Genomic DNA, 20,731 nt, shown 5'->3' with positions numbered 1-20,731 from the left:
GGCATGTTCGGCACGGCAAGGATTGCGAAGTCAGCTCGTGTCGCAGGATCAAATGCCTGACGTTTGGCCGCGCCCCATTGGTGCCGCTGGGTGGAAGGAGGGGGCAACGTCAAATGACATGCGCGGCAAGCCGCGTGTGGATGACCGCCGGGTGATCGGCGGGATCATCCATGCGCTGAAGTCCGGCGGACGCTGGATCGATGCGCCGGCCGACCATGGTCCGCGCAAGACCCTTTACAATCGCCATGTCCGCGGGGGCCGCCAAGGGGGGAGCGGCCTCTTCCAGGCGCTTTCCAGGCGCTCGCCGGAGCCGGCGGGCCGCCCGCGCAGGTGCTGATCGACAGCTCCGCCGTCAAGGCCCCGGCTCGGCCTCGGGCGGGACAGGGGGGAGCGGGCCCAGGCCATCGGCCGCTCCCGGAACGCCCGCGCCGCCAGGATCCACGCGCTGACCGACCGCAGCGGCCGGCCCATCGCCTTCCTGCTCACCGGCGGCCAGGTGGCCGACCGCACAGCCGCGGCGAGCTTGCTCCGGCAGATGCCGAACGCCCGCATCCTGCATGGGGACAAAGGCTGCGACAGCAACGCGGTCCGCCGTCAGGTGGAACAGGCGGGCACCCTGCCGAACATCCCGCCCAAGGCCAAGCGGCGCTGGAGACCCTGCGCCTTTCCAGCGCTCTACGGGATCGCAACGCCATCGAACGCATGTCCTGCCGGCTGAAGGACTTCCGGCGTGTCGCCACCCGCCACGACCCCTTCGCCGTCACCTTCCCCACCGCCCTCTGCATCGCCGCCACCGTCTGCGACGGGTTGTGAGTCTGGGCTCTGAACCGGGGCCGGCGCTTTCGGTCCTATTGTTCCAGCGGCACGAACGCCGTGAGGTAGTCGGGACGGTTGCCGAGCTTGTCGATGATGGACTGACGGACACGCTTGTAGATGTCCTCGTTCAACTCCAGCTCGGTCCAGGTCAGGGCGGTCGGGTAACGGATGCCCCAGGCCAGGAAGCTCGGCTTCTCGATCGTGGACTGGAAGCTCGCCCGGGCCAGGCTGAGCGTGAGGGCCTGATTGGCGCGGCGGGCCGATCCTATGAGGAAGAAGCTGTCCGCGGGGCCCGAGACGGCGTCGTTCCATATGCCGACCGCCTTGCTGTCGGCAGGGAGCCGGTCGCACGCGCCAATGCTTTTCCGCACCAGCCCGACGACGGCCGCAGGCATCCCGGATGTGACCACGTCGGCCCAGTTCACGTCTCCGCCGAACGTCTGGGTGTCCGCCGAAGCACTCTGGCTGATCCAGCCCACGGTCGACAGGGTGTTGGAAAAGGTTCCCGACCAATCCTGGGGGGAAGTCTTGCGATCGAACTTATGGTCCGCCGCCAGTTGGGCGAAGAGGATCGAATTGGACACGTCCTCAAGGGATTGGCTGGAGACCGATCCCCCGAAGGATAGAAGCGCGCCTTCGTTCACCTGAACGCGGTCGCCGTCCGGCACCGCGCTCAAGGACGCCGCGCCCGCGCCTGCAAGGCGGCCCGGTACGAAAATGGGCAAGAGAATGGAAGAGATGTCTGCGTCCCCCGGCATGCTCGTCTCCTGATCAGCGACCATCGCGCACCGTATGCCGCGAGGCGGCGCACGGTGCGCGGGATTGAAGACAACGACGGCCCGACCCGCCCGGCAGCCCACGGCACGCGGCGCTTGCCGATGCCGTGGAGGCAGCCGCCGCGGCGACCGGGGCGTCAGATCTCGATTTCGGCGACGAGCTGCTCCGCGCGGTCGCCGAGCTTGTCGATGATCGACTGGCGGACGCGCGCGTAGACGGATTCGTTGAGGACAAACTTGTTCGCCGCCCGCTGGATCTGGATGCTGTTGGAATTCCAGGTCCACCACAGGAAGCGGTAGTGGCTGCTGGACGCGGTGAACTGCATGCCGTCGAGCACCATCACGACGTCGCCATTGGGAAGGGCGTCGACCGGGAAGATCTGGAAATTGCCATTGCTGCCGCTGTTCGCATTCGAATCCCAGATCAACATCTGCTTCGAATCGTCCTTGAGGCCTTCAAGCCCCACCATGGTCGCCTTCACCATGGCGACCTCGTTAGCGGTCGCGATGGCCGCCAGGATGCCGAGAACCGCCTCGTCCAACCTCACGGTCGTGCCGCCAGACTTGTAGGTGTCGAACGCGAAGGCGGGCTGGTTCCAGCCGATGATGCCCAGAACCTCCGTGTATTTCTTGTACCAGTCCATGGCCTGCAAGGTGCGGTCGAAAGCCTTGTTGGCCGCGAGCTGGGCGAACAGGGTGGAATTCTGCACATCCGCCTTGTTCTGACCGGAAAGCTTTTCGGTGAACGAGGTGAGGCTGCCGGCATTCACCTGCGCGCTCTGTTCGCTGTCGTTCAGCCGGAACGCGTAAGAGGAGGCGTTCGGAATGTTTTTCAGCTTATCGAGGAAAACTTCCAGATCGTCATCCGACGGAAGCTTCACATCCTTGATAAACGACAAGGCGTCGGAAACCGCTACGACCATGACCATCCTCCCAGTTGATGAGCCATTGATTGCGTTTGAATATTGGCTGCCTCGCAACCGCACACATCAATGTTGGTTGCATCTGATTGATACCATCAACCAAAGATTGTGCAACCGGTTTTTGGATGCTCCACGGTTGATTTCGCGCCGAGGCTCAGGACCTAGTGTGAGGTGCTCGCCATTCCGCGGACTGAACCGCCCCGGGTTTGCCGGAGGCTCCAACGCCTGCGAAGGTGGAGCCATGAGTGGAGCCATGACGGGCAAGACGACGCACAAGTTCTCCCCCGAGGTGCGCGAGCGGGCCGTGCGGCGGGTGCTGGATCGCGCGCATGCGTATCCGTCCCGCGGGCAGGCGATGTTGTCGATCTCGGCGAAGATTGGCTGCCCGGGGCACTCGCTGAACGAGTGGGTGAAGACGGCTTAAGGTGGATGCCGGCACGCGGGCCGGTGTATCGACGGACATGGCCGCGAAGCTGAAGGCCCTCGAGCGCGAGAACCGGGAGCTGCGGCAGGCAAACGAGATCCTGCGCAAGGCGTCGGCATATTTCGCCCTGGCGGAGATCGCAAGATTGTAAACACTTGCGGTCGAAGACATGATCGCGTTCATCGACGATCATCGCGGTGCCTATGGGGGAGAGCCGATCTGCAAGGTCCTGCCGATCGCCCCATCCACCTACCATGCGCATGTCGCCCGGCGGCTTGATCCCTCGAAGCGTTCGGCACGGGCGCGGCGGGACGCGGCCTTGCGGCCCCAGATCGAGCGTGTGTTCGCCGAGAACTTCGAGGTGTACGGGGCACGCAAGGTCTGGCGGCAGATGGTGCGCGACGGGGTCGACGTGGGCCGTTGTACCGTCGAGCGGCTGATGCAGGGGATGGGCCTCGCCGGCGTGATCCGCGGCAAGCCGGTCCGCACCACTGTGCGGGACAAGGCGGCGCCATGCCCGCTCGATCATGTGAACCGGGTCTTCCATGCCCCGGCACCGAACAGGTTGTGGCTGTCGGACTTCACCTCTGTGTCGACCTGGTCAGGCTTCGACAACGCGAGCCTTCGTGATCGACGTCTATGCCCGCCGCATCGTTGGCTGGCGGGTGAGCAGGACAGCCCATGCCAGCTTCGTGCTGGATGCGCTGGAGCAGGCCCTGCATGAGCGCCGCCCTGTTCATCGCGGCGGCCTGGTGCACCATAGCGACCGCGGCTCGCAATATGTGAGCATCCGCTACACCGAGCGGCGGGCTGAGGCCGGCATCGAGCCCTCCGTCGGCCGCGTCGGTGACAGCTATGACAACGCCTTGGCCGAGACGATCAATGGCCTCTACAAGGCCGAGGTCATCCATCGGCGGGGTCCCTGGCGATCCTTCGAGGCTGTCGAGTTCGCGAAGCTGACCTGTGTCGACGGGTTCAACCATCGCCGGCTGCTGGAGCCCATCGGCAACATTCCGCCGGCCGAAGCCGAGGAACGCTACTATGTGCTGCTCGATGAGCAGAAAATGGCAGCGTGACTTAAACCAAATGGCCTCCGGTGAAGCCGGGGCGGTTCATGCAAGGCGTAAAGGCAGTCGTCAAGTGGCAGCAACGTATGCCGGCGGAAGGCGACGATGATCGCCTCTTCCTCCGGTGCCAGAACGCTGGACCTCGGCGCCTTTGGTCAAGCCCGCGCGGCGCGTGAGCGGACCCACTTGGCACCGGTCGAAGACCGGGGCCGATGGTATCAGGTCCGGTTGGCAGGTCAGCACAGGACGTCCGCTTCTTCCATTTGGCGACGGTTTTCGGGTTGATGCCATAGCGCTTCGCCAGCGCCCTCAGGCTCTCTTGACTCTCTTGTATCGCTCGACGGACCGCCTCTGTCGTTATGGCGCACCCGTGCAGAACCTGGCCCAGAGCGCATCCTTCCAGTCCTGCGAAAAGACTGCACCAGCAAAACCTGGGATCAAACACCTAGTTGACAGAACCCGAACCCATTTCAAGCTCAATCCCACCCCTGGCCTCAACCCGAAATGAAGTCAGTAACGCAACAAGGTTCCTGTGTATGTCCGGAGCTAAATCAAAATTGTCGTATCCAAAACTATAATCTACAGCAACCTTGTCATCAAGCTTAAAGCTGACCGAACATCCTGGGTATGGTATCTTAATTATATCTCCAAACATCACAGTATGGCATGAAAATAATATCAATTCTTCACCATTTCCACATGCTTGAATAATATTTCTAGAAATAAATGACCCATCATATCTTTTACATCCATTTGATAAAAGTGTATATTTTGATGAATCTAAAAAACTGATGTTCTGAATATTCTTTATTCCTCGCTCATCTGCCATTTTTTCAAGTGTAATCTTCATTTCATTGTTATCATTAAATGCGTTTTCAAGAATTTGCGACTGTGAAATGAGGTTCCTTCCATATTCGACCATGACATGAAGGTTGCGGTGCCAGCCCTGGCCCTTTCCCCAAACGGCGACTTCGGCAGGGTCGTCCGCCATGGGGGTGGCATCCGGCACCAGGGCGTCGAAGCCGAAGGCCGCGTAGTCGCGCTCCGCATTATATTGCTGCACCCAGATCCAGTATTTCCGCACGGGAAGGCGGTACAAGGTGCGGCCGAACCAGACGTCCTTGTATGCGGGCCCGCTGGCCGCCCTCGCGCCGGCCGGGCGCGAGCCGAACACCGGCCACCGCGTGCCATCGGGATGAGGCCCCTGATCGTATCTGGCAATAATCATCAGCACAATGACGCCGACAATGGGAGTGGCGACGATAATCGCAAGAAATATGAAAAGTATACGAAGAAGCCTCATCTCATTGCCCTGCCTCTGATGTTCGCCAATGGGTGCCGGCCGTAATTTTCAATGCCCTCCTCATGCCATGCACACGGGCTGCGTCACCTTTCCCTTCCCCCTTCGTGGGCATATTTGAGCAATGGGGAGAGGAGGACGTCGATGATGCGGCGGCGGCCAGTCTTGATCTCCGCCGTTACCGCCATGCCGGCCTCGATCGGGTAGGAGCCGTGTTCCGTCTTAAGGCCCGCCTCCCGCACCGAAAGCCGCGCCACATCACCCGGCTGCCGGGCATGGTGCGCCTCGTCCCCCGCCGGGGCCTCGCCCGAGCCCGCCCGTTCTGCGCACCCGTCGCCCGTCACCGCATCCCGGCTCACGCTCTCAACCGTGCCGTGCAGCAGCCCGTAGCGCGTGGAGGTGAAAGCTTCAACCTTCACCTCCGTTTCCTGGCCCGCATGCACGAAGTCCGCGTCCCGGTTCGCCAGCTCCGCCTCGATCTCCAGACGGCCACCCATGGGCACGATCACCATAAGCCGCCGCGCTTCCAGATGCAGCGTCTTTGTGCCCAACCCCTTGCTCATCAACGTCTTGCGCATGGCGAGCTGTGCCCTCGGCAGGGATGGCAGCGCCTCGCCCCTGGCGATCACCGCCTTCACCGACCGCAGCTCCGCCGCCTTCTGCGCCATCTGCCGGTCAAGACCCGAGTGCCGGGCATCATGGGCCCGGACCCACTTGTGCCGTCGCGAGGCGGTCCCCGAAGCCTTGACAGGGCGTTGATCTTGATTCGGTTCGGCGGAAGGAAGGGCCGGACGACGTGAGGGGCTCCATCGCGCGGCTGTCTGGCGCTCGTTCAAGTACCCGTGCGTCGCCTTCGAGGCCGGTTCCGAGGGGCGGCCCGCGATCGGCCTGTCGATCGCCTGTCACAGCCGCGCGCAGCCTGCTCGACCTTCGACGAAGACGCCGGAGAAGGCCCGCAGGGGCGGCAACGGCGTCGAGGGCGCGGTGTGATGGCCACCAGAGCCAAGCCTCACAAAATCGCCTGCCTGTCCGACGGAGCCGGGCCATCTCGGCCACGGTTGCTGCCTGCCGGGTCGCGTGACGACAGTGTGGGGTCGGCGGTTGAGGGATTATGGTTGGGTCGATGCGGGAGTGCTCAGGCTCCACATGGCATCGAACATGGAGGCTTGAAACGCGGCGAACTCGGCGCTGTCGATGATCATGCCGTAGCTTTCACGCGCGGAGGAGATCAGGGCGACCTTGTTGCCGTAGATGAAGCAGGTCATCGCCAGCTTGTGCTCAGGGGGAGCATGCCGCAGTTCGCGCCGCTGCTCCTGGCTGGAGGGCCAGATGGGGACGATGTCGCGTTCCGCCGATCGGATCACGTGCAGCCAGATTCCCCGCCGGGCGCGCTCGTTGAGATAGCGTTCCATCTCGTCGAGCCCCGGTTCGGCCATCAGCTCCTTCATGGAAAGCGTGGCGCGCAAGACCTTGGCGCCGCCGGACAGGGTGTCCCACAGCGTCGTGCGGATGCCGTCCGGCCCGGGGTGGAAGCGCACGTTCGGCTTGCCGGTCTCGTGGTGATACATCGAGCGCAACTGGGGCATGACGTCTTCCAGCATCTGCCGGCGGGCCTCGATGCGTTCCAGCAGGACGCCGGGGTCCTGGGCGACCACGAAGCGTCGCTTGCCGTGATCCACGAACCGCACGAGCCCCTCGGCCTCCAGCTTGGCCAGCGCATCGTGCGCGGTGGTGCGCGCGAGCCCCGCCTTCGCCGCCACGTCCGTGATCGAGGCCCCGCCCAGGCCGACCGTCGTCAGATAGAGCTTGTAGAGCGTCCCGGTGATGCCGATCCGGGCCAGTTTCTCTTCGATGTCCGCCGTCACTGTGGCTCCCCCCGATAGCCCCAGCATGTCCGATCTCTTTCGCGGGGTCTACCGTCGGTTTATACCGATAAATTTTTCCACTCACGCCCAAATAATGGGCGTGATGCGAACGAATTGAGCCGTAGAATGGCGATTTTGCCAGTTAAATCGCCAGCTGAGGCCGGGAGTCAGATTGACGGATTTTCCCGACATAAATTATCGTTAGCCCATGTCTCGATACGCGAAAGAGGCCCCCGCTGGTGGGGCGAAGGAGGGTGTTCCGATGGGAACGAAAGCCGATGCTGGCGTGTTGGTGGCCGCGCCCGGCCAGCGCAGTCCTGCCGCCAGGAGCATGTTCCTGGCGAGGCTTCTGGCCGACAAGTCGGTACGCGCCGGCCTGGGTCTTTTCGCGTTCTTCGCCTTCTGGCAGGCGGTGTCGGGGCTGGGCCTGGTGGATGGCTTCCTGCTGCCGTCGCCGCTGGCCGTGGCGCAGGCGCTGTGGGAGCTGGCCGTGGACGGTTCCCTGTGGATTCATCTCGGCGCCAGCCTCCAGCGCGTCGCCGTGGGCTTCCTGCTGGCGTGCGTGGTCGGGCTGGCGCTCGGCCTGGTCTGCGGCTGGTGGCGCTCCGTTTCGGATTTCGTACGGCCGGTGGTGGAGGCCCTGCGGCCGATCCCGCCGCTGGCCTGGATTCCCATCACCATCCTGTGGTTCGGGCTCGGGGATGCCTCGTCCTACTTCCTGGTCTTCCTCGGCGCCGTGTTCCCGGCGTTCGTCGCCACCTACACCGCGGTCCGCGGCCTCGACCGCAACCAGATGAACGCGGCGCTATGCCTGGGTGCCAAGCCCTGGCAGCTGTTCTGGGACGTGCTCATCCCCGCCTCGCTGCCGATCATCCTGCCTGGCCTTCGGATCGCGCTCGGCGTCGGCTGGATGTGCGTTGTCACGGCGGAGCTGATCGCCGCCCAGACCGGGCTCGGCTACCTGATCCAGCAGTCGCGCATGCTGTTCCAGATCAACAACGTGGTGGCCGGCATGGTGACCATCGGCCTGGTCGGGTTCGCCATGTCCGTCATTCTCGAGCGGATCGAGCGGCGCGTGAACGCCTGGGCGCCCTCCGAGCGCAATTGAGGAACGAGCCATGTCCGCAGCCACAGCTCTCATCTCCCAAGGCCCCCTGGGCCAGGCGGCCCAGCCGTCCCTGGACGACGTGCAGATCGATATCCGCAACGTCGGCAAGGTCTACGGCACCAAGGCCTCGGACGATCCTGTCGTCGCGCTGGACGGCGTGACGCTGCGCATCCGCCGTGGCGAGTTCGTCTCGCTGCTCGGTCCGTCCGGGTGCGGCAAGTCCACGTTGCTTAGCATCATCGCCGGGTTTCAGGCCGCCACCACCGGCCAGCTCCTTCAGGATGGCCGGCCGATCACCCGCCCCGATCCTTCGCGCACGGTGGTGTTCCAGGACTATGCGCTGTTCGGCTGGATGACGGTGCAGCAGAACGTCGAGTTCGGCCTGAAGGCGAAGGGCATGGCGAAGGCCGAGCGGGCCGAGCGGGCGCGCGCGCTCATCGCCACCGTCCATCTGAGCGGGTTCGAGGACAAGTTCCCGCACCAGATGTCGGGCGGCATGAAGCAGCGCGCCGCCATCGCCCGCGCGCTGGCGCCGGACCCCGACATCCTGCTGATGGACGAGCCGTTCGGCGCGCTCGACGCCCAGACCCGCGTGCTCTTGCAGGAAGAGATCGCCCGCATCTCCTCGGAGGCCGGCAAGACGGTGATCTTCGTCACCCACGGCATCGACGAGGCGGTGTTCCTGGCCGACCGCGTGGTGGTGATGAGCCCCCGGCCCGGACGGGTGCGCGAGGAGGTTCTGGTGCCGCTTCCAAGGCCGCGAACGGCCGAGATGCGGTCCGATCCATGGTTCGTCTCCACGGTCAACGACCTGTGGGAGACGCTCAAGCCGGAATGGCAGAAAGGGGAATAACCGTGACCTCAGGACTTTCGCGCCGCCGCTTCGGCCAATTGGCCGCAGGCTTCGCCGCCACTCTTCCGTTGGCCGCTCCCTCGGTCCTGCGGGCCCAGGAGGGTGACGTCGTCCGCATGTGCTGGTTCAACACGACCACCGTGTCGGCCCAGATCGCCCATGTCCTGATGCGCACGGACATCGCGGCCCGCAACGGGCTCAAGATGGAGATGATCCAGCTTGCCGCCTCGCCCGCCATCACCGAAGCATTGGTCTCCGGTGCCGGCGACGTGGGCACCTTGTCCGACTTCGCAGCCGTGACCACCATGGCCATCGGCGCGCCGGTGACCACCGTCTCCTCGCAGGCGCGCTTCCGCTCGGCGGTGCTGGCGACGAAGAAATCCGGCATCACCAAGATGGAGGACCTGCGCGGCAAGCAAGTCTACGGCACCTTCGGCATCACCGCCTTCCAGAACGCGCAGGACGCGGTGCTGAAGGCGGGCCTCGTGCCCGGCAAGGACATGACCTTTGTCAATGTCGGCCCGGCGGAGCTGGCCGATGCGGTGGGGTCGCAGCGCATCGACGCCTTCTTCACCTACGATCCGTTCGTCAGCTATTTCGAGAGCTCGGGCCACGCGGTGGTCGTCTCCGAAAATCTGAGCCCGGTGATCGTGCTCGCCGCCAACAACCGCTTCCTCCAGCAGAAGCCGGACGTGCTGCGGCGCCTGCTGCTGGCCAATGCGCAGGCCCTGTTCTTCGCGGCGCAGAACAACGATCTGGCCAACAGCTGGTTCCGCTCGCTCGAACCCGCCAAGAACATCCCGGAGCCGGTGCTCCAGAAGGCCTCCAGCTACGACCCCGCCTGGAGCGCGAAGACCTTCACCGACATCAAGGTGGCGCTCTCGCCCGCCCAGATCGCGCAGATGGAGACGCTCGCCAAGTGGGGCGTCGAGGCCAAGCTCCTGCCGCGCCTTCCCGATGTGCCGAAGTTCATCAACACGGCCATCGCCGGCGAGGTGGACAAGGAGATCGCGGCCGGCGGCTTCGACGTCAAGAGCGTGAAGATCCTGCGCGCCTGATCGCCCTTCGCTCCGCTTCCTGATCCAACCGATGGCGCCAGGCGCCATCGGCATCCGCCCGCCCCGGCCAGCCGGGGACGGGTTCGTGGGGCACCCATGACCGGCACACCGACAACCGATATACCGAAAACCGGCACGCCGAACCCTGCCGCCGGCGCGCCCGCCGCGCCGGGGACGACGGCGGAGGGCGATGACGCGGGCAACCCCGCGCCGCCGACGCGTCATTTCGACTTCAGCGCATTGTCCGCCGAGGCGCGCTACCGGCTGCTGGCGTCCACCATCCTGCCGCGCCCGGTGGCGTGGGTCGTCACCTGTGACGTGGACGGGGGGGTGAATGCTGCTCCCTATTCATTCTTCAACCTCTTCGGGGCGGACCGGCCGGTGGTGGCGCTGGGGATCCTGGCGCGGCCCGGACGAGCGAAGGACACCGCGGCCAACATCCGCGCCAATGGGGAGTTCGTGGTTAATCTCGTGCCCCATGCGCTCGCGGAAGCCATGAACCTCACCTGCGTGGATGCGCCCCCGGAGGTGGATGAGACCGCGCTCGCGGGGCTGCACACCCGGCCCAGCATCGCCGTGCGGCCGCCGCGCATCGCCGAATCCCCGGTCGGCCTCGAATGCCGCATGACCCATATGCTGGACACCGGTCCCGGCCAGCTGCTGGTGGTGGGCGAGGTGCTGCACGCCCATTACGCCGCCCATGTGCTGACCGGCGATCCCGCGCGGCCGAGGGTCGACGGCGTCGCCCTCGACCTCGTGGGCCGCATGCATGGCCCCACCGCCTATACCCGCACGCGCGACCTGTTCGACCTGCATCGCCCGCTCTGGAACGGCGCGGCCGCAGGCGTCGCGTCCCACCACAAGGAATGACCGGAAATGTCCAAGATCAAGGTGGCCGCGGTTCAGGCCGCAACCATTCCCTTCGACGGCCCCGCCGCAACCGCGCGCACCGTCGCGCTGATCGCCGAGGCCGCCGCCACCGGGGCGAAGATCGCGGTGTTCCCCGAAGCCTTCATCGGCGGCTATCCCAAGGGGCTCGATTTCGGCTGCAGCATCGGCCGGCGCACGGCCGAGGGCCGGGCGGACTTCGCCCGCTATGTGCGAGGCGCGATCACCGTGCCGGGGCCGGAGGTGGACCAACTGGTGGCGGCCTGCGCGGAACATGACATCCACGCCGTGGTCGGCGTCATCGAGCGCGACGGCGGGACCCTCCATTGCACGGCGCTGTATGTCGGTCCCGGCGCCTTGCTGGGCAAGCATCGCAAGCTGATGCCCACCGGCTCCGAGCGTCTGGTCTGGGGCTTCGGCGACGGCTCCACCCTGAGCGTGGTCGACACGCCGTTCGGCAAGCTCGGCGGGGCGATCTGCTGGGAGCACTACATGCCGCTGATGCGGGCGGCCTATTACGCCAAGGGTGTGCAGATCTGGGCCGCGCCCACCGCCGACGACCGCGAGACCTGGATTTCCACCATGCGGCACGTGGCGATGGAGGGCCGCTGCTTCGTCATCGGCGCCTGCCAGGTGATGCGCCGCTCCGACTTCCCGGAAGACTACGCGAGCCGCATCGAGGCGGAGCCCGACGCGTGGATGATGCACGGCCGCTCGGTGATCGTCGGCCCCCTGGGCGAACTGCTGGCCGGCCCCCTGGTGGACGAGGAAGGCATCCTCACCGCAGAGATCGACCTCGACGATCTGCTGGGCGCGCGCCTGGACTTCGATCCCGTCGGCCACTACGCGCGGCCGGATCTTTTCACCTTGCGGGTCGATGAAGCCCCCCAAGCTCCGGTGGTCCTGCGCGACCACGGGTGAAGAGCGAACATCCCCCTCTGGACAAGCCCCAAGGCGCGGAAGATCGGCTGTCCGCGCCTTGGGCTCCAATTGAGATTCCGTCATGGCGCGCGGCACGCCCGTTTGCATGGGGAAGCCTTCAGCAAAGCACTGAAGCGCGGGTCGCGGGCAATCGTCCGCGCTCAGATGCGGGGCCGGGCGTGACCTCAAGCAAGAACCTGAGAGTTCGCGCACAAGCGGATGGCATTTCGCGGATGGCGCGGACCGGCGCCGATACGGTCATCGCGGAGCGCGGCGACCCATCCGCACCCGGGTCGTGCGGCGCCAACGGGGCCCGATCCCAGGCGATCCCCGGTAGGGGTGATCGCAGGCGCCGGATGTGTTCACGGCCCCGGCGAGGGGGACGGACGGCGCGCGTGACGGAGGCTTCGCCGGCGGCAAAAATCCAGACCCGATGGAGAGGATGGGGTAAGGTCCGCGCCGGTGCGTACCGCAGCGTCGCTCCAAGGGCGCGCGGACGTTCCACCCGGGGGAGGGGCGGCCGTTTGCCCAGTCCGCAGTTTCCTGGGGGAGAGTGTTCATGGCCGTCATAATAGGGCTGCTTGCCGGCCTCGGCTTCATTTTCATCGGCACCCAATATCTGACCGCCAACATGAAGCAGGTGGTTGGGCCTGGATTTCAGCGCATCGTGGCGCGGGCCACCGGCCATCCGTTGCGGGCCTCCCTCGTCGGCATCGTGGCGGGGGCCACGATCCAGAGCACCAACGCCGTCACCTTCATCGTCATCGGCCTTGTCTCGGCGGGCGCGGCCACGGTCCGCAGCGCGATGCCGATCGTGACATGGTCCTATGCCGGCGCGACGCTGCGCCTGCTCTTGGCCTCGTTCGACCTCGATCTCGCCATCCTCACCGGCATCGCCGTGATCGGCCTCGCCTTTCTGGTGGGCTACGATCGCGATGCCCGCTACCGCAACCTGATCGCGGCCATGCTGGGCCTGTTCCTGCTGCTTTACGGCGTGCAGATGACGGTCCAGTCCTCCACGGCGCTGCGGGAGTCCGAGACGCTGCGCGCCGTGCTGGCGTTCGCGGACAGCTTCTATTTCTGGGGCTTCATCGCCGGCACGGCGCTGGCCTCCGTGGTGCAGGGGCAGACGGTGTCGGTGATCGCGGTGGCGCTCGCGGCCGCCGGCGTGCTGGCGATCGACCAGACCTTCCTCATCGTGGTGGGCGCCAACCTCGGCTCGGGCATCATGACCGTGGCCCAGGGCGCCAACCTGAAGGGCACGGCGCGCCAACTGAACCTCTACCAGCTGGTGCTGAAGCTGATCGGGACCGTCATCCTGCTGCCGCTCCTCACCTTCGAGCATTATACCGGCGTACCGCTCGTCCGCGCGCTCATCACCGGCGTCACCAGCGATGCGGCGCTGCAGGTGACGGCGATGCATTGGCTGTTCCAGATCGTCTCCGCCGTGACCGCCTCGGCCATGAACGGGCCTCTGTTCGCCCTGGTGGAGCGCTGGAGCCCGCCGACCGCCGAGGAGAGCTTGAGCAAGCCGCTTTACATCAACAGCCTGGTGGAGGGGCAGTCGGTCACCGCGGTGACCCTGGCGGAGCAGGAACAGCGCCGGCTGGTGCGGCGGCTGCCGCATTTCCTTGATCGCGCGCGCAACAACCCCGGCCCGACGCCCGACGATGACGACACCATCACCAACGCGGTCAATGCCTCCCCCGCCGATCTGCGCAAGGCCGGCGACGAATTGGCCCGGGACATCGACACCTTCCTGAAGCGGGCCCTGCAAAACCCCGGAACCCAGGCCGAGCAGGACGCGCTCATGGGCCTGTGGAATTCCAACCAGAGCCTGCACGGCCTGCATGCGGCCCTCGGCGCCATGGGGAAGAACCTGCTCGATCTCGGCAAGGTGCCCGAGCTCGCCGAAACCGCCGCGAGCCTGTCCGAGGCGACCCACGCGATGCTGACATCCGTCATCGCCGAGCTGGAGAGCTTCGACCGGCATTCCATCACCACCATCCGGGCGCTTACCGGCGAACGGTCCGACGTTCTGCGCAAGATGCGCCAGGATCTGCTGAGCCGCGCGCCGGACCTCAATGCCGAGCAGCGCCAGCAGCTCTGGTCCACCATGGACCACCTGGAGCAGACCGCCTGGCTGCTCCGCCGCCTGACGCTCAATCTCGCGGACGGTCCGCTGGGCGCCACTGTGCGGCGCGAGGCGCTGGCGGGCGCCTGAGGCGCTCATGCGCGACGCCCCGCCGCGCCCGGTTGGCGCGGTGGGGGCAGCCCGCCGTCCGTGCCGCCGGGGCGGGGCTCGGGCCGCAGCTTTCGCGGATCGTGGTGTCCCAGGCTCTTCCGCCTCGCGTTTGTCGCCGACGCCGGAGCGGGGAGGGGGCATCGCCGCGCCTCAGGGCGCCGCCGGGAGCAGGGCGGCGCGTCCGGCCCATTGGGCCGGACCGTGTCCACCTTCCCCCGCACGGCCGGCCGCAGCGCGGCGGGTCGTGTGGTGCGATTCGCGATGACGGCAGGCCGGACTTGGGTCGGTGGCCGCCCGTGGCCGGGGGATCTGCCACGCGCCTGGCTTCGCCGCATTCGGCTCCACCGCGTCCCGCCGGGGCCCGGGCGGCCCTTGTGGGCGGGAGCCGGACGCACCGGTGGCGCGGTCGGTCGCGGTGTCCGCGCGCGGCGGTTTCCGGCTGGAACGGTCAGTCGATCCAGCCGGCCTTCCAGGCATAAGGCCCAGTCATGCCGCCGAGGCCTGTGGCGGGCGACCGGTGGCCGCTGCTGCCGCTCAAGTGGCAGCGGTATCCGGTTCCACATAGCGCGGGAACACGCCGACCGGGGCGGGCAGGGTCCGCCCCGCCGGGAGCCGGCCGTCCGGGCCGAGCCGGTCGAAGCCGCGCTCGTCCGCCGGAACGGCGACGAGGTCGAGCAGTCTGGCGGCGCTCTCCGGCATCACCGGCTGCACCAGGATGCCCACTTGCCGGATCACCTCCGCCGTCACCCACAGCACGGTGGCCATGCGGGCGGGGTCGGTCTTGCGCAGGGCCCAGGGGGCCTGGGCGGCGAAATAGCGGTTGGCATCGGCCACCACCGCCCACACCGCGTTGAGATAGACAGTGATGGCCTGTGTGGCCATGGCCTCCCGCGCCTTCTCGACGATGGCGTCGGCCTGGCCCAAAATCAGCTCGTCGTCGGGCAGCAGCGGTCCCGGCTGCGGCGCCACGCCGTCGAGATTCTTGGCGATCATGGACAAGGAGCGCTGGGCGAGGTTGCCGAGATCGTTGGCGAGATCGGCATTCATGCGCGCCACGATGGCCTCGTGGCTGTAGGACCCGTCCTGGCCGAACGACACCTCGCGCAGGAAGAAATAGCGGATGGCGTCGACGCCGTAATTGGCCACGAGGTCGAACGGGTCGATCACATTGCCCACCGACTTCGACATCTTCTCCCCGCGATTGAACAGGAAGCCGTGGCCGAACACGCGCCTGGGCGCCTCCAGCCCCGCCGACCACAGGAAGGCCGGCCAGTAGACCGCGTGGAAGCGGATGATGTCCTTGCCGATGACGTGCAGATCGGCCGGCCAATAGCGCTTGAACAGCTCCCCCTCGGTATCGGGATAGCCCAGCGCGGTGATGTAGTTGGTCAGCGCATCCACCCACACATACATGATGTGCTTGGAATCGCCCGGCACTGGAATGCCCCAGTCGAAGGTGGTGCGGGAGATGGAGAGATCCTGCAGGCCGCCGGAGACGAAGCTCACGACCTCGTTGCGCCGCGCTTCCGGCATGATGAAGCCGGGATTCTCCGCGTAATGGGCCAGCAGCCGGTCCTGGTAGGCGGACAGGCGGAAGAAGTAGCTCTCCTCCTCCACCCACTCCACCGGCGTGCCCTGGGGGCCGAGGCGCACGCCGTCGGCGTTCAGCGCCGTCTCGCTCTCGGCGTAATAGGCTTCGTCGCGGACCGAATACCAGCCGGAATAGGTGGATTTATAGATGTCGCCCCGCGCCGCCATCTTCTCCCAGATGGCCTGGCTGGCGTGGCGATGCCGCTCCTGGGTGGTGCGGATGAAATCGTCCACCGACAGGCCGAACGCCTCCACCATGGCCTCAAAGCGCGGAACGTTGCGCTCCACCAGCTCGCGCGGGGTGAGGCCCGCCTTCTGGGCGGTCTGGAGCATCTTGATGCCGTGCTCGTCGGTGCCGGTGAGGAAGCGCACGTCATGGCCATCGAGCCGCATGAAGCGGGCGATGCAATCGGAGGCGATGGCTTCGTAGGCATGGCCCATGTGCGGCACGCCATTGGGATAGGCGATTGCGGTGGTGATGTAGAACGGCGGCTTCGTCGACATGGGGCAGCTCGAACGGGTTCGCCGGCGACAGGCCGGCCGGCGCGCCAGTCTAGCGCACGGCGTCGGCAAGGTCGGCAAAGATGCGGAACACCAGCGCCTTGCGATCGAGATTGAAGACATCCGCCTCGCTCGCGCCGCGCCGCACCTTCTCCCATACCTCGCCGAGCCGGACAAGGCGATGGACCGGCTCCTCGCCGCTGGTGGCGCGGGTGGCGATGTAGTCGCTCACCGCCTCGGTGAACAGGGCGAGGCCGTCGCCGCGGTCGCCCTGGAGCCGGGCGCCCAGGGCGTGCAGTTCCTCGGCGCGGGGGGCGGGGAGCTGGCCGAGGGCGCGCAGGGTGGCGGCGCGCACCTCCATGCCCTCGCCGCGCGCCAGCACCACCGCCCGGCGCACGCTGCCCTGGCTCGCCTCCGCCGCCGCCGGCAGCAGCGCCGGGTCCAGCTCCACCTCCTGGGTGCGCAGGTGATCGAGCGCGCCGAGCACGTCCTCGGTGGCCAGCGGCCGCAGCCGCACCAGCCGGGTGCGCGAGCGGATGGTGGGCAGCACCCGCCCCGGTGCATGGGAAATGAGCAGGAACAGCGCCCGCGGTGGCGGCTCCTCCAGGGTTTTCAGCAGGGCGTTGGCGCCGAAGGCGTTCAGCTCGTCCACCGCGTCCACCACGCAGATCCGCCAGCCGCCGCCGGCGGCGGTGGCGCCGAAGAAGCTGCGCACCCGGCGCACCATCTCGGCGGGAATGACGGTGGGAATCTTCTCCTCGCCCGCCTCCGGCACCCGGCGCAGCGCCAGCAGGTCGGGATGGGTGAGGGAGGCGACCTGGCGGAACACCGGGTGCTGGGCCGGCAGGTCCAGCGGCCGCGGCCCCGCCAGCGCGGCTCCCCCCGCCAGCACCGCCCGCGCCAGCCGATAGGCCAGGGTCGCCTTGCCCACGCCCTCGGGGCCGCCGAGCAGCAGCGCATGCGGCAACCGCCCCGCCCGCCAGTCGGCGGCGAGGTCCGCCTCCACGGTGGCGTGGCCGAACAGCCGGTCCTGCGCGCGCGGGTGGGGTGCGCCCGGCAGCGCGTCCCCGGCCAGGGTTTCGCTCATGGGGTCTTGCTCATGGGGCGGCCTCGACGGCGGCGGTGCCGGCGACGAGGGCGAGGCGCGCGTCCACCAGCGCGGCAATGCCGGCGGCCACCGCATCGGCGGGCGGCGTGGCGTCGATGACGGCGCATCGGTCGGGGTCGGCGGCGGCCAGCGCCAGGAAGGCCTCGCGCACGGCGGCGTGATAGGCGGGCCCCTCCTTTTCGAAGCGGTCCGCCACCGCGCCCTTGCCCCGGGCGGCCGCGCGCGCCAGCCCCACCTGGGGCGGCACGTCGAGCACCAGCGTCAGGTCCGGCCGCGTCCGCACGCAGACGCGCTCCAGTTGTCGCAGCAGCTCCGGTTCCACGCGGCCGACCGCGCCCTGGTAGACCCGGGTCGAATCGATGAAGCGGTCGCACACCACCACCTGGCCGCGCGCCAGCGCCGGGGCGATGCGGGTCTCCACGTGGTCGGCCCGCGCTGCCGCGAACAGCAGGGCCTCCACCCCGGGCCCCAGCGGCTCGGCGGCGCCGGACAGCAGCACGTGGCGCACGGCCTCGGCCCCGGGAGAACCGCCCGGCTCGCGCGTTTCCACCACCTCCAGGCCGCGCGCGTGCAGATGCGCCGCCAGCAGGCGCGCCTGGGTGGACTTGCCCGTGCCCTCGCCGCCTTCCAGGGTGATGAACCAGCCGCGCGCACTCATGGGGCGGCGCGGCAGGGGCGGGGAGAGCAAAGCGGCAGGGTCATGGAATGGAGCGCCTGGGTTCGGGCCGTCACTTATGCAGCTTCGCGACCGCCTGCGCCACGACATCGCGCGCGGAATCCCCGAGGAAGGTCATGCCGCCGTCCAACGCGCGGTCCCACAGCGAGCCCACCGGCACGTCGGCGGTGGTGTAGAGCGGCACGTCCAGCACCTTGATGTCACCCCGCGTGATCTCCAACTGCCCGACCTGCGTGCCCCGGGCCACCGGCGCCCGCAAGGGGCCGGTGTAGGACACCCGGCCGGTGATCTTCTCGCCGCCCCGGCGCGAGGTGAGCACCCGCACCGGCCCGCGCGCCGCCAGCCCCACCGAGCCGCTGGCGCCGCCGAACACCTGTGCCCGGCCGACCTCTGCACCGTCGGCGAAGATCTGGCGCTGCTGGAACGACTGGAACCCCCACTCCAGCAGCTTCCGCGCCTCGTCGAGGCGCTCCTTCTCGGTCTTGGCGCCGAGCACCACCACCACCAGCCGCTGGCCGTTCTCCACCGCCGAGCCCAGCAGGTGATAGCCGCCCTCCTTGAGCCAGGCCTGCTGCAGGCCATCGGCGCCGACCCCGGCGCTGAGCAGGGTGTTGCGGTTGCGCTGCTTGATCTTGTTCCAGTCGATTCCCGGCTGCGCGAACACCGCATAATTGTCGGGATAGGTGCGGATGACGTGCTGGGCGAGGGTCGCGAGGTCCCGCGCGGTGGAGACCTGGGCCGGATCGGCGAAGCCGGTGGCGTTGCGGAAGTCGCTGTTGGTCATGCCGATGGCCCTGGCGGTCTGGTTCATCAGCCCGGCGAACTCGCTCTCGGTGCCTGACACCCCCTCGGCCAGCGCGATGGCGGCGTCGTTGCCGGAGACGACCAGGGCACCGGCGAGCAGGTCCGCCACCCGCACCGGCTTGTTCACCTCCGCGAACATGGCCGCCCCGCCGGACGGGCCGCCGCCCCGCCGCCACGCGTTGACGCTGACGAGGAAGGGGGTGTCCGGCGTGATCTTGCCGGCCTTGATCTGGCCGAAGACGACGGCCGCCGTCATCACCTTCACGAGGCTGGAGGGCGGCAGGGGCCGGTCGGCATCCTTCTCGTAAAGGATGGTGCCGGTGTCGTAATCCACCAGAATGGCGGCGGGAACATGCGCCTGGAAGGTGCTCTGCGCCGCCGCCGGCGTGGCGCCCTGCAGGCCGCCCACCAGCAGGAGCGCCATGAGGAGAAGGGACAGGATGCGCGTGCTCACGTGGCGAGACCCGTTTCCGACGCCGCCCACGCGGCTTGTCCCATTGTCCCGCACCGGCTGCCGGATCGCAAACGACAATGTGCCGCCCCGGGCCATGCCGCGCCGGGCCGTGCCGCACGGTGGCTGGGGCGGTGCCCGATTCGGTGACGGGGCCTCAGGCGGGGTGGCGCGCGCACGCCCCGGATGCGGCCTGACGTGCCCTGCCGGGCTCAGCGAGGACCGGCGCTGAGCCCCTTGCAGATGAAGAAAACGGCTGGCCAAGGAGGAGGGGCCACGCGGGCCGGGGCAGGAACGGCCCGGCGGTTGGGACTTCGATCAGGGACAGGTGCTCGCGCTTCGACGCCACGGCGGCCGGACGCGGGTTCAGTGGCCCGTCTTCGCCGGCGGAGAGGCGGCATCCGAACGGCCGCTTCCAGAGGCGCGGCGCTGCGATCCGCGGCGGCCGCCACGCCCATGCTCGTCGCCTTCCCGCGCCCACCGCTCGATGCGCCCGGATGCGCCGCGCACCGGAGTGCGGACCAGCGAGAAATCCACGTGCCGCGGGAAATGCTCACGCCCTTCGCGCACCACGGTATGCCCGAGCGAGCGGCGGCCGATGCGCACCTCGTCGAGCGGTTGCCCGGAGGCGATGCCCTGCTGGCGGTACTGCTGGTATTCACGGTCGCTCAGCACGCGCACGCGGGACACGTGATCGAGGCTGTCAGGGTCCATCACCACCCAGACGGTGCCGCGCTGCGAGGCGATCACCCCGCGCGCCCGCGCCTCGACGGAGCGCAGAAAAGCCTGGCAGTGGGGGGTATCGTAAAGGCGCTTACGGCGCTCGGCCCGGCGCCAGTCGCGCAGGCCGTGGATGCCGCTGGCCACCTGCATCAACAGAATGCTGGCCGGGATCATGTAGAGCGCGAATTCGCCCCACACCAACACCCACACCGCCGAGATCACCAGCGTGCCGGTCGCGACGATGATCACGTTACGCCAGATGCCATCGAGGAAATGGCTGAAGGGCCCGAGCTCCTTCCGGCGGATCTCATCCATGAGGTGCGTATACGGAAGATCCCGACGGTGCATGGCGTGTCCCCGTGACCCAAGTTTCCTGATCGGAATTCCGTATTAGGCAGCTCTCCCGCCATTGCAAGGCTCAAGAGCCGCCATCAGGGATACTACGTAGGCCTCCCCAAGGCGACCGGTGGAGTGTTTCAAGATGCCCGAATGTATGCCGAAGCGTGCTGAAATTTAACGGATTTTTCAATCGGCTTGCGGCTTTTTGACGGGCTTCGGCCGGCGCCGCCCGCGGTTCCTGGGCGAACGGCGGGCGGCGGCGCGAAACCCGGTGCGCGCGTGCGGCGTTGCCGCG

General features: G+C 67.5%; 16 protein-coding genes, 3 pseudogenes and 1 other annotated feature. Of the genes and pseudogenes, 8 read left to right on the top strand and 11 right to left on the bottom strand.

The genetic code is table 11. The features are described from left to right. The first annotated feature begins 52 nt into the window (after nt 1-52). Nucleotides 53-813: pseudogene (locus tag V5F53_RS07670) on the top strand (IS5 family transposase). Between the two features lie 35 nt (nt 814-848). On the opposite strand, the gene V5F53_RS07665 reads toward V5F53_RS07670, so the two are convergent. Continuing rightward, nucleotides 849-1,574, bottom strand: a complete 726-nt coding sequence (locus V5F53_RS07665) for a hypothetical protein (protein WP_393996555.1) — start codon at nt 1,572-1,574, stop codon at nt 849-851. A 155-nt stretch (nt 1,575-1,729) separates the two neighbouring features. Next, nucleotides 1,730-2,515, bottom strand: coding sequence for a hypothetical protein (locus tag V5F53_RS07660; protein ID WP_393996556.1), 786 nt, complete (start codon nt 2,513-2,515; stop codon nt 1,730-1,732). A 253-nt stretch (nt 2,516-2,768) separates the two neighbouring features. On the opposite strand from V5F53_RS07660, the pseudogene V5F53_RS07655 reads away from it, so the two are divergent. Further along, nucleotides 2,769-4,015: pseudogene (locus tag V5F53_RS07655) on the top strand (IS3 family transposase). Then, nucleotides 3,054-3,183 (top strand) — a sequence feature (AL1L pseudoknot). It overlaps the preceding pseudogene by 130 nt. A gap of 41 nt (nt 4,016-4,056) precedes the next feature. Here the strand turns inward: V5F53_RS07655 and V5F53_RS07650 are convergent. From V5F53_RS07650 to V5F53_RS07635, 4 genes and pseudogenes are all read right to left on the bottom strand, one after another. Next, a pseudogene (locus V5F53_RS07650) lies at nt 4,057-4,394 on the bottom strand (hypothetical protein); the annotation flags it as partial. Nucleotides 4,395-4,451: 57 nt separating this feature from the next. After that, nucleotides 4,452-5,309, bottom strand: coding sequence for a hypothetical protein (locus V5F53_RS07645; RefSeq protein WP_393996557.1), 858 nt, complete (start codon nt 5,307-5,309; stop codon nt 4,452-4,454). Nucleotides 5,310-5,392: 83 nt separating this feature from the next. Beyond that, nucleotides 5,393-5,974, bottom strand: coding sequence for a beta-barrel domain-containing protein (locus V5F53_RS07640; RefSeq protein ID WP_393996558.1), 582 nt, complete (start codon nt 5,972-5,974; stop codon nt 5,393-5,395). A gap of 441 nt (nt 5,975-6,415) precedes the next feature. Further along, nucleotides 6,416-7,171 (bottom strand): TrmB family transcriptional regulator, encoded by a 756-nt coding sequence (locus tag V5F53_RS07635; RefSeq protein ID WP_393996559.1) that lies wholly within the window; start codon nt 7,169-7,171, stop codon nt 6,416-6,418. A 262-nt stretch (nt 7,172-7,433) separates the two neighbouring features. Here V5F53_RS07635 and V5F53_RS07630 point away from each other — a divergent pair, with 262 nt between their 5' ends. From V5F53_RS07630 to V5F53_RS07605, 6 genes are all read left to right on the top strand, one after another. Next, the gene (locus V5F53_RS07630) at nt 7,434-8,279 is read left to right on the top strand and encodes an ABC transporter permease (RefSeq protein ID WP_393996560.1); all 846 of its coding nucleotides are present in this window, start codon (nt 7,434-7,436) and stop codon (nt 8,277-8,279) included. Nucleotides 8,280-8,289: 10 nt separating this feature from the next. Beyond that, nucleotides 8,290-9,132 (top strand): ABC transporter ATP-binding protein, encoded by an 843-nt coding sequence (locus V5F53_RS07625; RefSeq protein WP_393996561.1) that lies wholly within the window; start codon nt 8,290-8,292, stop codon nt 9,130-9,132. Nucleotides 9,133-9,134: 2 nt separating this feature from the next. Beyond that, nucleotides 9,135-10,190: an ABC transporter substrate-binding protein gene (locus tag V5F53_RS07620; protein WP_393996562.1), complete on the top strand. Its 1,056-nt coding sequence runs from the start codon at nt 9,135-9,137 to the stop codon at nt 10,188-10,190. Between the two features lie 96 nt (nt 10,191-10,286). Further along, nucleotides 10,287-11,060, top strand: a complete 774-nt coding sequence (locus V5F53_RS07615; RefSeq protein ID WP_393996563.1) for a flavin reductase family protein — start codon at nt 10,287-10,289, stop codon at nt 11,058-11,060. A 6-nt stretch (nt 11,061-11,066) separates the two neighbouring features. After that, entirely contained in the window at nt 11,067-11,999 is a 933-nt protein-coding gene (locus tag V5F53_RS07610; RefSeq protein ID WP_393996564.1) for a carbon-nitrogen hydrolase family protein, read from the top strand. Between the two features lie 559 nt (nt 12,000-12,558). Then, nucleotides 12,559-14,223, top strand: coding sequence for a Na/Pi symporter (locus V5F53_RS07605; RefSeq protein ID WP_393996565.1), 1,665 nt, complete (start codon nt 12,559-12,561; stop codon nt 14,221-14,223). A gap of 555 nt (nt 14,224-14,778) precedes the next feature. On the opposite strand, the gene metG is transcribed toward V5F53_RS07605, so the two are convergent. From metG to V5F53_RS07580, 5 genes are all read right to left on the bottom strand, one after another. Further along, on the bottom strand, nt 14,779-16,338 hold the full coding sequence (gene metG / locus V5F53_RS07600) for a methionine--tRNA ligase (protein WP_393996566.1): 1,560 nt from the start codon (nt 16,336-16,338) through the stop codon (nt 14,779-14,781). A gap of 49 nt (nt 16,339-16,387) precedes the next feature. Continuing rightward, nucleotides 16,388-17,422 carry a DNA polymerase III subunit delta' gene (locus V5F53_RS07595; RefSeq protein WP_393996567.1) on the bottom strand — a complete coding sequence of 345 codons (1,035 nt, stop codon included), beginning with the start codon at nt 17,420-17,422 and terminating at the stop codon, nt 16,388-16,390. A gap of 10 nt (nt 17,423-17,432) precedes the next feature. Then, the gene (gene tmk / locus V5F53_RS07590) at nt 17,433-18,101 is read right to left on the bottom strand and encodes a dTMP kinase (protein WP_393996568.1); all 669 of its coding nucleotides are present in this window, start codon (nt 18,099-18,101) and stop codon (nt 17,433-17,435) included. A gap of 70 nt (nt 18,102-18,171) precedes the next feature. After that, nucleotides 18,172-19,377, bottom strand: a complete 1,206-nt coding sequence (locus tag V5F53_RS07585) for a D-alanyl-D-alanine carboxypeptidase family protein (RefSeq protein ID WP_393996569.1) — start codon at nt 19,375-19,377, stop codon at nt 18,172-18,174. Nucleotides 19,378-19,740: 363 nt separating this feature from the next. Continuing rightward, complete coding sequence (locus V5F53_RS07580) at nt 19,741-20,412, bottom strand: hypothetical protein (RefSeq protein ID WP_393996570.1); 672 nt, start codon at nt 20,410-20,412, stop codon at nt 19,741-19,743. Nucleotides 20,413-20,731 lie beyond the last annotated feature (319 nt).

The organism is Xanthobacter cornucopiae (genome assembly GCF_043195065.2).
Taxonomy (GTDB): Bacteria; Pseudomonadota; Alphaproteobacteria; order Rhizobiales; family Xanthobacteraceae; genus Xanthobacter.
The sequence above is the reverse complement of the archived record's forward strand: the minus strand, read 5'-3'. Positions and strand labels throughout refer to the sequence as shown.